Below are 12,642 nucleotides of genomic sequence, written 5' to 3' on the forward strand. Positions count from 1 at the left end.
GGCTGCTAGCATTCGTTCCATGATCTTCTTCTTCCACCTGCGTTAAGGGACCGTCGGCGAGGCGAGGAACCCCCGTCGTCGACGAGGCGGGGCGGCGTGGCGCCGTCCCGAACCTTGACGTGGGAGAAGAACGATCATCATGCGCACTCGCGCGCGTTTTCTCACCGCCCCGCGTCCCAGCGCCCTCGCCGTCTCGTGACGGCGGCGCGCCTGGTGGCGCGGTGCGTCCGAGGACTGGAGCCCGTCGTGGCCTCCGAGATCCTCCAGCTCGGACTCGGTCCGATCACCCGTCTGGGCCACCGTGAGGTGCACTTCCGTGCGCCCCGGCCGGAGCCCGGGGTGGTCCGGCTGCGCACCGCGGACGACGTGTTCCTGCTCGCCGCCCAAGTGCCGGACATCGGAGCGGCCAGAACGGGCGTCGACGCGCTCGCCGAGCTCGCGGCCGTCACCGATGTGGACACGCTGCTCCGGCACCGGCTGGGCTGTGGAGGCTCCGGTGAGCTCACCGGTGTCGAGGTGTCGGCGTCCTTCCTGGGAAGGCGGAACTTCAACCGGTACGACGTCGAGGACGCCGTCGGCCGGGCCCTGGCGTGGCGGCTGGGAGCCGGCTACCACTCGCGGCGCGGGGGCGCCGCGCCCCCGCCGACCCACAGCGCGTGGCGGCTGATCCTGGACGGCACCCGGGCGACGCTTCTGCTGAGGATCACCGACCGGCCGCTGCACCGCCGTACCTACAAGCGGTGCACGATCCCGGGCACCCTGCATCCTCCGTTGGCCGCGGCGATGGCCCGGATGGCCGACATCCGGTCCGACCACCGGGTGCTCGACCCCTGCTGCGGTGCCGGAACCCTGCTCATCGAGGCCGGGCGGCTGCGGCCGGACGCCCGCTTCTGCGGCTTCGACCTGGACCCGGACGCGCTGCGGGCGGCGCGTGCGAACGCGGCGGATCTGCGGGCCGTCACCGTCCGCCAGGCCGACGCCGGTGACCTGCCGCTGGCCGATGGCAGCGTCGACCGCGTCGTGTGCAACCCGCCCTGGGGTACGCAGGTCGCCGCGCACGGCCTGCTCGACGGGGCTTTCTCCCGGTGGTGGACGGAGCTGCGGCGGGTCCTCGCTCCCGACGGAATGGCGGTGGTGCTGATCCCCGACACCGACGACCTCGGCACCGCCATCCGGCACCGGCTGGTCCCCGTCCACGTCCAGCAGGTCCGGCTCTCCGGCGCCAGTTCGTACATCGTCCGGCTCACGGCGGGGGAGCGGCGTCCACGACAGCCGTCCCGGCGTCGAACACAGGGAGGATGAGCGCGGCGGGGGCGACCCCGCCGGCTTCCGAGTGGCGGAGGGCGAGCGGTGCCGGATCGCTGAGACTCAGCGTGCCTGGATCCACCAGATGACGCCGGTGACCACGGCCGAGCCGGCAGCGGTCGCGATGCCGCAGACGAACGCGAGCCCGACGGCTCGGATCAGGCGGTGAACGGTCCGATTCTGGAGGTTCATAACGGGTCTCCCTGTGCGGTCCGGCCCTGTCTGGCCGGGTGTTGGGAGAAGAGTGCGCCGGTAGTGGCTGGTAAGTCGTGGATCGCGGGCGCCGCGGGCGATTCGGTTCTAGGCTCCTGATCACGGATCTGCCCGCCGCCGCCCGCAGCGGGCACCGCCTGTCCGGGCGGCAGCGAGGAGTGGACGGTGTCTGAGGCGGCTCGCAGGCTGTACGACGAGTTACGAGCCCTGGAACGTCGTGCCAGAGCCGCCCGCCGGGCGGCGGGTGCCGTGAGTTCGCGGCGAGAGGCGGCGAAAGCCCTGGCCAGAGCCCCCTACATGGTGACCGTGCACGCCCAGCGGTTCAGTGACTGGCTGCCGGACGACCCGGCCAGGGCTCACGTGCCCATGGCGGCCGACAGCGACAAGGTGCTGGCGATCGTGCGGCTGTGGAGCGTGTGGGCAGGTGAACCGCCCCCAGACCGGCGCTACTGGAACAACCTGATCGACGCCGCCCAGCCGGCGCGCCTGCCCGGTGAGACGACGGGGAAAGGGCCGGCCCGGGGCAGGCCGATAAGCCGGTGGGATCCGTTCGATCTGGGCGTGCACCGTGCGATCGAGCACGGTGAGAATCCGCAGCCGCCACCTCTCGCCGCGTTGCCGAGGTATGTCCGTCGTGGTCACGACGCCGAGCTGCGCGATCTGCTGGACCCCTGCCGCGGCAGTGTGATGGCGGTGCTGGTCGGCGGATCCTCGACCGGCAAGACCCGCGCCTGCTACGAAGCCGTCAAGAACATTCGGTATCTTTCCGGCTGGCAGATCGTTCATCCGGCCGACGGCGGGGAACTCGACGAGTTGCTCGCGGGGAACGTGGCGTCCCGGTCGCTGCTCTGGCTGAACGAGACGCGGCTGTATCTCGAAGGCGAGCACGGCCCGTCGATCGCCTCGCGCCTGCGGCGGCTGCTCACCGACGACCGCAGGCTTGTCGTGGTGCTCGGCAGCATGTGGCCGAAGTACTGGCAGACCTTCACCGCGCAGCCGGAGGAGGGAGCGCCGGACCGGCACGCCCAGATACGGGAACTGCTCAAGATCAGCCGGGTCCACAAGGTCGACGTCCCGGACGACTTCTCCCTGGCGACCGATGCCGAGCGAGCCGAGCTGGACTCCCTGTCCGTTGTGGATCCACGGCTGGCCACCGCGTTGCGGACCGCGGGGCCGAGCATGAGGATCATCCAGGTTCTGGCCGGTGGCGAGATGCTGGTCGATCGGTACGAGCACATCTTCGGGCCCCACGGCCGAGCCCTGATCACAGCGGCGATGGACGCCCGCCGCCTCGGTCACCGTGAACCGCTTCCCGCGACGCTGTTGGAACAGGCCGTCTCCGGATACCTGACACCCGCGCAGCGGGCCGTGGGCGGCGGCTGGTTCGCCTCCGCGCTGGCGGACGCGACCGAGACCGTCCGGGGGATTCACGCTTTGGAGCCGAATCGCATCGCGCCGGGAATGGGGCCGCCGGACTCCTACGGCCTGCACGACTACCTTGATCAATATGCCCGGGGCGCACGCGGGAACGCACGCCTGCCCACCGAGGCATGGGATGCCCTGGCCGACCACGCCGTCGGCGCCGATGATCGGGACCTGCTGGCGGCGGCGGCCGAGCTACGCTACCTCTTCCAGTACGCTGTGCGCCTGGCCCAGCCGGCGGCCGAGGCGGGAAACATCTCGGCCATGTGCCGGCTGGGGGCCCTGCTGTACGAAGCCGGGCACCGGGAAGCGGGCGAGCGCCGGCTCCGGCAGGCCGTCGAAGCCGGCAATGGTTGGGCGGTGGGCAGGCTCGTCACCTGGCTGAAGCAGGCCGGGCGCGAGGACGAGATGGAGCCGGTGGTGCGTGGTGCCGCGGAAAGGGGCCACGCGCAGTCGATCGCCGCACTCGCCTCCCGGCTGAGGGACACCGGTCGTTCCCACGAAGCGGACGACTGGCTGAAGAGGCTGCGTCAGGCAGCCGAGGCCGGCGACCGTGAGGCGATGCTGTGGTGGACGGCGACGCTTCGGTGGTCGGATCACCCCGAGTACGAGAACTGGCTCCTGCGTGGCGCCGAAGCCGGTATCCGCGAGGCGATCGTCTCCATGTCCGACAGAAAGATGTGGACCCGCGACGATCCCGCGGTCGAGTCGGTCCTCCGCCAGGCGGCCGATCGTGGCGACGGAACAGCGCTGAGAATGCTCCACCGCCTGCTCGTCGGTAAGGGACGTGAGCCGGAGGTGAACCAGATGTGGACCGGCGCGGCGCGCGGGGGCAGCGCCTACGCGATGCGCGTCCTCGGGGCAAGGCTGCTGCACGCCGGCGAGAACGACGGCGCCGAACGGTGGCTGTGTCGCGCCGCCCGCGCCGGTGACGGTGACGCGATGTGCGTCTGGGCGGGTCTGCTGGCGCGCGCCGGGGACGACGAGAACGTCGAACACTGGCTTCGCCGCGCGGCCGAGGCGGACAACGACACCGCGGTGACCCTGGGTCCCATGTGGATCGCCGGCGGGGAGCACCGTCAGGACGCCAGGGAGGCGTTGCGGACCGTCGTCGAAACCGGTGACAGCAGAATTTCCCTGCTCAGCAGGGTCGCGTTCGGGCCTGTGACCGAGCGGTGGTTGCGCGAGGTCGCCGAAGCCGGCGGCACATCCGCCATGAAGGACCTGACCCTCCAACTGGAGCGGGCCGGGCGCCACACGGAGTCCGAACGGTGGCTGCGTCACAGCATCGAGGCGGGAGTCCCCAAATCCGACCGCCGACTGTGGTTCCTGCTCCAGCACCTCGGACGCGCTCAGGAGGCACAACGGCTCCAACGTTTCGGCATCGAGGTCGGCGGCCGTACGTCAGACCCCTGGTGACCGAACCGGGCCGGTAGAGCCGGAGACACAGGCCGACGAATGTCAGCTCCGCTCCACCGGGAGCTTGGTCGAACAGTCTACGGTCGCTCAGCACGTGCCTCACGTCCTCGAAACGAGTGACGAACCGGGCCCGAGTGCCGTTGGTACGGATGACCTCGGTGGTGAGTGGCTTCGCCGGTGGCCCGTCACCGGATCCACTTCACCGACCACACCGGCAAGACGGTCCCGCACTGCCACATCCTCAGTCACGAGGACGCGGGTATGAGGGCGGCCGGGGGGTCAGAGCAGGGCGCGGACCTCGCGTTCGAAGCCCGCGACGTGTTCGGCGGCGAGCCGGGCGGCCCGCTCCTCCTCGCCGTCGACGACGGCGCGCAGCAGCGGGCCGTGCTCTCCGACGTGGCCCGCCATGCCGGGGAGCCGGTCGACGAACAGGCACCAGATCCGGGTGGCCAGGTTGTCGTAGCGGACCAGGGTGTCCTCAAGGTAGGGGTTTCGGGTGGCGGCGTACAGGGCGCGGTGCACGCGCAGGTCGAGACGCATCAACTGCTCCGGCGACAGGGTGGAGATGCGCTCGGGGGCCAGTTCCGCGCCGAGCTCGCCGAGTGCGATCCGGTCCGCCGGCGTGGCGCGCAGGGCCGCCTTGGCCGCGGCCACCGGCTCCAGTTGCTGCCGGACCTCGGAGATGTGGGCGAGGTCGGTGATGTTGACCTCGGTGGCGAAGGTGCCGCGGCGCGGGTAGGCGACCACGAGCCGCTCGCCCTCCAGCCGCTTCAGTGCCTCGCGGACGGGTGTCCTGCCCATGTCGAGCGAGGCGGCGAGCTGGTCCTCCTTGATCGGCATCCCGGGGCGGATGTCGAGCATGACGAGCCTGTCGCGGATGGCTCGGTACGCCTGCTCGGAGAGCGAGAGCGGTGCCCCGTCGCCCCCTGCGTTGACCGTCGCTCGCACCTGACGTAGATTACCCCATCAACTGATATATCAATAGTTTACTAGGTGGCCTCGACCCGAACGGAGCCTCGGCGTGACCACGAACCCGCTCCCCGAACACCCCGACCTGCTCTGGCGCAACCCGGAGCCGAAGCCGTCGTACGACGCGATCGTCGTGGGCGGCGGCGGGCACGGGCTCGCCACCGCCTACTACCTGGCCAGGAACCACGGCATCGGCAACGTGGCGGTGCTGGAGAAGGGCTGGCTGGCCGGTGGCAACATGGCCCGCAACACCACGATCATCCGCTCCAACTACCTGTGGGACGAGAGCGCCGGAATCTACGAGTTCGCGCTGAAGCAGTGGGAGCGGCTGCCCGAGGAACTGGACTACGACTTCCTGTTCAGCCAGCGGGGCGTGCTCAACCTCGCCCACACCCTCCAGGACGTCCGCGAGGCCCGCCGCCGGGTCGACGCCAACCGGCTCAACGGCGTCGACGCGGAGTGGCTGGAGGCCGAGGAGGTGGCCGAGGTGTGCCCGATCGTCGACATCTCCCCGGACGTCCGCTACCCGGTGCTGGGCGCGACGTTCCAGCCCCGGGCCGGCATCGCCAAGCACGACCACGTGGCCTGGGCCTTCGCTCGCGCCGCGGACGCGCTGGGCGTGGACCTCATCCAGAACTGCGCGGTCACCGGCTTCGTCAAGGACGGCGACCGGGTCGTCGGCGTGCGCACCACCCGGGGCACCGTGAACGCCGGGGTGGTCGGCCTGGCCGCCGCCGGTCACAGCGGCGTCCTGGCGGAGCAGGCCGGCTTCCGGCTGCCGGTCCGGTCGCAACCGCTGCAGGCACTGGTCTCCGAGCTGTACGAGCCGGTCCACCCCACCGTGGTCATGTCGAACCACGTGCACGTCTACGTCTCGCAGGCGCACAAGGGCGAGCTGGTCATGGGCGCCGGGGTGGACTCCTACAACGGCTACGGCCGGCGCGGCTCCTTCCACGTCATCGAGAAGCAGATGGCGGCGGCGATCGAACTGTTCCCGATCTTCGCCCGCGCGCACGTGCTCCGTACCTGGGGCGGCATCGTCGACGTCTCCCCCGACGCCTCGCCCATCATCGGCAGGACGCCCGTGGAGAACCTCTACGTCAACTGCGGCTGGGGGACCGGCGGTTTCAAGGCCACCCCGTCGGCCGGATGGACCATGGCCCACACCATGGCGACCGGGGAGCCGCACCCGCTGAACGCGCCGTTCTCCCTGGAGCGGTTCACCACCGGCGCCCTCATCGACGAGCACGGCGCCGCGGCCGTGGCCCACTGACCCAGAAGGAGCCGCATGCTGCTGCTGAACTGTCCCTGGTGCGGGCCGCGGGACGAGACCGAGTACCACTACGGCGGGCAGGCCCACGTCCGCTACCCGCAGGCCCCGGCCGACCTGACCGACCGGGAATGGGCCGAGTACCTCTTCTTCCGCGACAACCCCGAGGGCCCCTTCGCCGAACGCTGGGTGCACAGCACCGGCTGCCGCCGCTGGTTCAACGTCGTGCGGGACACCACCAGCTACCGGGTGCTCGCCGTCTACCGGCCCACCGACCCCCGCCCGGAAGGATCGCGATGAGCGCCCAGCCCCACCGGCTCCCGTCCGGCGGCCGGATCGACCGCGACACGGTGCTCCGCCTCACCGTCGACGGCCAGGAGCTGACCGGCCACCCAGGTGACACCGTCGCCTCGGCGATGCTGGCCGCGGGCAGGCTCGACGTCGCCCCCTCGATCTACCGGGGGCGCCCGCGCGGCATCGTGGCGGCCGGTGTCGAGGAGCCGAACGCGCTGCTTGAGGTCCTCGGGCGGTGCTCGGAGTCGATGCTCCCGGCCACCACGGTCTCCCTCGTCGACGGGCTGGCCGTGCGGACGCTGTCCGGCCTGGGCCGGCTCGACCCCACCGGTGACGAGGCCGTCTACGACAAGAGGTTCGCGCACACCGACGTCCTGGTCATCGGTGCCGGCCCGGCGGGGCTCGCCGCGGCCTCCGCCGCCGCCAGGTCGGGCGCCCGGGTGATCCTGCTCGACGAGCAGTCCGAGCCGGGGGGATCGCTGCTCTCCTGCCGCCAGGAGACGGTGAACGGCTCGCCCGCGCTGGACTGGGTGCGCGAGGTGGTGGCCGAACTCGAATCCGCCCCCGAGGCGAGGGTGCTCAGCCGTACCACCGCCTTCGGCAGCTACGACGACAACTACGTGGTCGCGGTCCAGCACCGCACCGACCATCTCGGTCACCCGGCTCCCGAGGGCGTGTCCCGCCAGCGGGTCTGGCACATCCGGGCGGCGCGGGTCGTGATCGCCACCGGTGCGCACGAGCGCCCGCTGGTCTTCGCGGGCAACGACCGCCCCGGGGTCCTCCTGGCCTCGGCCGTGCGCGGCTACCTCAACCGGTACGCGGTGGCGCCCTGCTCCCGCGCCGTGGTGAGCACCACCAACGACAGCGCGTACGACACGGTGACCGACCTGGTCGCGGCCGGTGTCGAGGTGGCGGCCGTGATCGACGCCCGTCCCGCCCTGTCGCCGCGCGCGGCCGAGGTCGCCGGGACCGGAGTGCGTGTCGTGCCGGGCAGCGCGGTCGTCGAGACGACCGGCGCCCCGCGGGTCGGCGGCGTCCTGGTCGGCGCGCTGGACGAGGACGGACTGCTCGGCGGCGACGTCGAGGCCGATGTCGAGGCCATCGCGTGTGACCTGCTCGCCGTCTCCGGCGGCTGGAGCCCGGTCGTACACCTGCACAGTCAGCGGCAGGGCGGGCTGCGCTGGGACGACGTGCTCGCGGCCTTCGTACCCGAGGGGACCGTCCGCGACCAGCAGGTGGCCGGTTCGGCCCGGGGCACCTTCGACCTCGGCGGCTGCCTTGAGGAGGGCACCGAGGCCGGGGTCGCGGCCGCCGTGGCCGCCGGGTTCCCGATCGAGGCCGAGGCCCCGGTGGGGCGGGCGGCCACCGGCGAGTACGGGCCGGTCCGGCAGCTCTGGCTGGTGCCGGGGCGGACCGGCGGGCCGGCCGACTGGCACGAGCACTTCGTCGACCTGCAGCGCGACCAGACCGTCGCCGACGTCTGGCGGGCGACCGGCGCGGGCCTGCGCGGCATCGAGCACGTGAAGCGCTACACCTCGATCGGCACCGCGCACGACCAGGGCAGGACCTCCGCCGTCAACGCGATCGGCGTGATCGCCACCGCCCTCGGCGCGACCCCCGGAGAGATCGGCACGACGTCCTACCGGGCGCCGTACACCCCGGTCTCCTTCGCGGCCCTCGCCGGGCGCGAGCGGGGCGACCTCCTCGACCCCGAACGGACCACCCCGATCCACCCCTGGCACGTCGCGCACGGCGCCAGGTTCGAGATCGTCGGGCAGTGGCTGCGCCCCCGGTACTTCCCGAGGGACGGTGAGGACATCGACGCGGCGGTCGCCCGCGAGAGCCGGGCCGCCCGGCGGGGCGTCGCCATGATGGACGCCTCCACGCTGGGCAAGATCGAGGTCTGCGGCGCCGACGCGGGCGAGTTCCTGGACCGCGTCTACACCAACGCCCACCGGAGACTGCCGGTCGGCTCCGCCAGGTACGGGGTCATGTGCAGGCCCGACGGCATGATCCTGGACGACGGTGTGAACCTGCGCCTCGACGAGAACCGCTTCCTGCTCACCACCACCACCGGCGGTGCGGCCGGTGTCCTCGACTGGCTTGAGGAGTGGTTGCAGACCGAGTGGCCCGAACTGGACGTGTACTGCACCTCGGTGACCGAGCAGTGGACGACGATCGCGGTGGTGGGCCCGAGATCGCGGCAGGTGGTCGCGCGGGTGGCCCCGGACCTGGACGTCTCGGCCGAGGCGTTCCCGTTCATGACCTTCCGCGAGACCACGCTGGCCTCCGGCGTGCCCGCCAGGATCTGCCGGATCTCCTTCTCCGGCGAGCTCGCCTACGAGATCAACGTGTCGGGCTGGTACGGCCTCGCCGTCTGGGAGCAGGTGTACGCCGCCGGAGCGGACCTCGACATCACGCCCTACGGCACCGAGACGATGCACGTGCTCCGCGCGGAGAAGGGTTACCCCATCGTCGGGCAGGACACCGACGGGACCGTCACGCCGCAGGACGCCGGCCTGGACTGGGTGGTCTCGAAACGCAAGGACTTCATCGGCAACCGCTCCTACACCAGGGCGGACACCGCGCGGGCCGACCGCAGGCACCTGGTCGGCCTGCTGCCGGCCGACCGGGTGACCCGGCTGCCCGAGGGCACGCAGATCATCGCGCCGGACACGCCGGTCACCCCGGAGCAGGGACCCGTCCCGATGCTCGGGCACGTCACCTCCAGCTACCACAGCGAGGCGCTCGGCCGGCCGTTCGCCCTCGCTCTCGTCGCCGGCGGCCGGGATCGGATCGGGGAGACCCTCATCGCCTGCGTGGGCGACTCCCCGGTCGAGGTCGAGGTCACCGGACCCGTGCTGTACGACCCGGAGGGGAGCAGGCGTGACGGCTGAACTGCGGCGGAGCCCGCTGGCGCATCTGGAGGACCGGATGCGCGCCGCCCGGGGCGGGTCACTGCGGGAGCTGCCGTTCCTGACCATGATCTCCGTCCGGGTGGTACCCGGATCCGCGGCCTTCGACCGGATCGGGGCGGCCCTGGGGGGCGGCCTGCCGGAGCGGGTCGCGGACACCACTCGGGCGGGAGCGCACACCGCCCTATGGCTGGGCCCGGACGAATGGCTCGTGGTCTCGTCGGCCGACCCCGGCCCGCTGGTGGCGGACCTCGCCCTGGCACTGGCGGGTGATTCCGGCACGGTGGTCGACGTGTCGGCGAACCGGACGATCCTTGAGCTCAGCGGGGCCGCGGCGCGTCAGGTGCTGGAGAAGGGCTGCCCCGCCGACCTGCATCCCCGGTCGTTCGGCCCCGGCGACGCGGTGACGACCACGCTCGGACCGGTGCCCGTGCTGCTCTGGCAGTCCGGTCCCTCGACGTACCTGATCCTGCCCCGCTCCTCCTTCGCCGACTACGTCGCCCGGTGGCTGCTCGACGCGATGACCGAGTTCGCCTCCCCCGAGGTGCGCTGAGACGGCAAAGGCATCGGCTCCGCTCCGCAGTGGTCTTGATTATGGTCATGAATGGATTTCGGCGGCGATCCTCTCTGCCTCCGTAAAGAGAGGATCGCCGTAATTTTCGGCGGAGTGAAACTCTCCCTGAAAAGCTACCCGAGTTGCATATCCGCCACATACCGCGCAAGGTTTATTCGCTGCTACACCTGCCGCGTTATGCCTTGTACACCTCCTGCGGTATATGACAGGAAAGGGGGGTGTCAGGTAGCGGGAACATGACTAGCATGCGCTGATGTACAGCTATGCGAGGACATCTTGGTTGAGACTTCTCACAGCGCATCCACTGCTCGTCGACACTGTGATCGCGGTGGTGTTGTCCGCCGTCATGTGGATGTGGGAACTCAGCGACACCAGGTATGGGACGCGCCCGCCGGACGGCCTGTCGCTCGCACTGACCCTCGCGGTGAACCTGCCGTTGGCCCTGCGACGGCGGATGCCGTGCACGGTGCTGGTGTTCTCGTGTGCGATGTCCCTGATTCATCTGGTACTCGGCTACCACTCCCAGGTGAACAAGATGGGAACGCTGCTGGTGCTGTACACCGTGGCCGTCCAGCGGCCGGTGGCGGTGTCATTGGCGGGGGCGGTGCTCACCTTCGGCCTGTGGTGGTGCTCCTCGATGGCGTTCCCGGGCACCAAGTTCTGGATGGCCGTCGTGTGGCCGCTGATGGCCGTCGGCTTCACCTGGGCTTTCGGCAGCGCCACCCGAATGGTCATCGAGAGCAACCGGCGGCTCACCGAACTGACCAGGCAGTTGCGTGACGAGCAGGAGAACAAGGCCCGGCTGGCGGTGGCTCAGGAGCGAACGCGGATCGCCCGCGAACTGCACGACGTGGTCGCCCATCATCTGTCGGTGGTCGCGGTCCAGGCCGAGCTGGGCCAGTACGTGCTGTCGACCGATCGGGCCACCGCCGGCACGGCACTGGCCACCATCGCGGACACCACCCGTGAGGCCCTGGACGAGATGCGACTGCTGCTGTTGATCCTGCGAATCGGGGCCGACGACGAACGGGAGGCGCACTACGGCGTGACGCCCGGACTGGGGGACCTGGGAACGCTGATCGAGCGGGTGCGCACGGCCGGCGTGACGGTGGAGGTGGTCGTGATCGGCGAGGAGAAGCCCCTGCTGCAGAGGCTGGATCTGTGCGTCTATCGGATCATCCAGGAATGCCTGACAAACGTCGTCAAGCACGCCGCCCCCACCCGGGTGCGGGTGACCTTCACCTATGGTGCGGGCGTCCTGACGCTACAGGTGTGCGACGACGGCCGTCTCGGTATCGACCAACCGGTCGAAGTGATCCATAACACACCAGGCCAGGGATTGATCGGCATGACCGAGCGAGTCAAGCTGTACCAGGGCACGATCACCACCGGTCCTCGCCCCACGGGCGGATTCCAGGTCGTGGTGACCCTTCCCCTGCTCACCCGTCCCGGTCGGGAGCCCGCCACTCCAACCAGCGAGAGGTGACGATGATCAAGGTGCTGGTAGCCGACGATCAGGAACTCATCCGGGCCGGACTGACCGCCCTCCTGCGCGCCGCCCCGGACCTTGAAGTAGTCGGTGAGGCCTCGGACGGTCACGAGGCCGTCCAGTGCGCCGCCGCCACCCACCCGGATGTGATCCTGATGGACATCCGCATGCCCGGCATGGACGGCATCGCCGCGACCAAGCGCATCCTGGCCGACGGCAGCGCGTCCAGTACCCCGCAGATACTCATTCTGACCACTTTCGACATCGATGAGTACGTCTACCAAGCGCTGCGCGCCGGAGCCTCCGGTTTCCTGCTCAAGCAGACCCCGGCCAAGCGCCTCCTGTCCGCCATTCACACCGTCGCGGCCGGGGACGTCCTGCTGTCGCCCACCAGTACCCAGCGATTGATCGAGGCGTTCACACCCGCCCCGCCCGCGGTGCCCGATCGTGACGTGTCCCAGCTTTTCGCGCTGACCGCCCGCGAGCTTGAGATCTTCACCCTGGTCGGCCAGACGCTGTCCAACCATGACATCGCCCAGAAGCTGTGCCTGAGCCAGGCCACCGTGAAAACCCACCTCAACCGCGCGATGAGCAAGCTCGGCCTGTCCAGCCGCGCCCATGTCGTCGCCACCGCCTACGACTGCGGCCTGGTCACCTCGCGCCGGCCCGCGGGCTGAATCGCGGCGGTGCCGTTCCGGCGCCGTACCTCGGCCTGGAACCGGTACGACCGGCCATGCGGGTGTCCAGCATGGCCGGTCGTTCTCAGGCGCGG

The 12,642-nt window shown here is 70.7% G+C and carries 10 protein-coding genes; 8 read left to right on the forward strand and 2 right to left on the reverse strand.

Annotated features, from left to right (window positions below):
• Positions 1 to 246: 246 nt before the first annotated feature.
• Complete coding sequence (locus ACFQVD_RS36785) at positions 247 to 1,302, forward strand: TRM11 family SAM-dependent methyltransferase (RefSeq protein WP_343965809.1); 1,056 nt, start codon at positions 247 to 249, stop codon at positions 1,300 to 1,302.
• Between the two features lie 66 nt (positions 1,303 to 1,368).
• On the opposite strand, the gene ACFQVD_RS36790 is transcribed toward ACFQVD_RS36785, so the two are convergent.
• On the reverse strand, positions 1,369 to 1,497 hold the full coding sequence (locus ACFQVD_RS36790; protein ID WP_343965811.1) for a hypothetical protein: 129 nt from the start codon (positions 1,495 to 1,497) through the stop codon (positions 1,369 to 1,371).
• Between the two features lie 186 nt (positions 1,498 to 1,683).
• On the opposite strand from ACFQVD_RS36790, the gene ACFQVD_RS36795 reads away from it, so the two are divergent.
• Positions 1,684 to 4,359: a hypothetical protein gene (locus tag ACFQVD_RS36795; protein WP_343965813.1), complete on the forward strand. Its 2,676-nt coding sequence runs from the start codon at positions 1,684 to 1,686 to the stop codon at positions 4,357 to 4,359.
• Positions 4,360 to 4,638: 279 nt separating this feature from the next.
• On the opposite strand, the gene ACFQVD_RS36800 is transcribed toward ACFQVD_RS36795, so the two are convergent.
• Positions 4,639 to 5,307, reverse strand: a complete 669-nt coding sequence (locus tag ACFQVD_RS36800; protein WP_343965815.1) for a GntR family transcriptional regulator — start codon at positions 5,305 to 5,307, stop codon at positions 4,639 to 4,641.
• Between the two features lie 73 nt (positions 5,308 to 5,380).
• Between ACFQVD_RS36800 and ACFQVD_RS36805 the strand changes: the two genes are divergently transcribed.
• The 6 genes from ACFQVD_RS36805 (at position 5,381) to ACFQVD_RS36830 (ending at position 12,547) form a co-directional block, all read left to right on the forward strand.
• Complete coding sequence (locus tag ACFQVD_RS36805) at positions 5,381 to 6,601, forward strand: sarcosine oxidase subunit beta family protein (protein ID WP_343965817.1); 1,221 nt, start codon at positions 5,381 to 5,383, stop codon at positions 6,599 to 6,601.
• A gap of 15 nt (positions 6,602 to 6,616) precedes the next feature.
• Complete coding sequence (locus ACFQVD_RS36810; protein ID WP_343965819.1) at positions 6,617 to 6,898, forward strand: sarcosine oxidase subunit delta; 282 nt, start codon at positions 6,617 to 6,619, stop codon at positions 6,896 to 6,898.
• Positions 6,895 to 9,789, forward strand: coding sequence for a sarcosine oxidase subunit alpha family protein (locus ACFQVD_RS36815; protein WP_343965821.1), 2,895 nt, complete (start codon positions 6,895 to 6,897; stop codon positions 9,787 to 9,789). The genes ACFQVD_RS36810 and ACFQVD_RS36815 overlap by 4 nt, the downstream gene beginning before the upstream one ends.
• A complete protein-coding gene (locus ACFQVD_RS36820; protein WP_343965823.1) occupies positions 9,779 to 10,360 on the forward strand; it encodes a sarcosine oxidase subunit gamma in 582 nt (193 codons plus the stop codon). The genes ACFQVD_RS36815 and ACFQVD_RS36820 overlap by 11 nt, the downstream gene beginning before the upstream one ends.
• Before the next feature lie 301 nt (positions 10,361 to 10,661).
• On the forward strand, positions 10,662 to 11,867 hold the full coding sequence (locus ACFQVD_RS36825; RefSeq protein ID WP_343965825.1) for a sensor histidine kinase: 1,206 nt from the start codon (positions 10,662 to 10,664) through the stop codon (positions 11,865 to 11,867).
• 2 nt (positions 11,868 to 11,869) lie between these two features.
• Entirely contained in the window at positions 11,870 to 12,547 is a 678-nt protein-coding gene (locus ACFQVD_RS36830; protein ID WP_343965912.1) for a response regulator transcription factor, read from the forward strand.
• Positions 12,548 to 12,642 lie beyond the last annotated feature (95 nt).

The organism is Streptosporangium amethystogenes subsp. fukuiense (assembly GCF_042665875.1).
In the GTDB taxonomy this organism is placed as follows: Bacteria; Actinomycetota; Actinomycetes; order Streptosporangiales; family Streptosporangiaceae; genus Streptosporangium; species Streptosporangium fukuiense.

Excerpts from the sequence above, each read along its gene's own strand:
- ACFQVD_RS36790 (WP_343965811.1), bottom strand. The coding sequence starts at position 1,497 with ATGAACCTCCAGAATCGGACCGTTCACCGCCTGATCCGAGCCGTCGGG.
- ACFQVD_RS36810 (WP_343965819.1), top strand. The coding sequence starts at position 6,617 with ATGCTGCTGCTGAACTGTCCCTGGTGCGGGCCGCGGGACGAGACCGAG.
- ACFQVD_RS36815 (WP_343965821.1), top strand. The coding sequence starts at position 6,895 with ATGAGCGCCCAGCCCCACCGGCTCCCGTCCGGCGGCCGGATCGACCGC.
- ACFQVD_RS36830 (WP_343965912.1), top strand. The coding sequence starts at position 11,870 with ATGATCAAGGTGCTGGTAGCCGACGATCAGGAACTCATCCGGGCCGGA.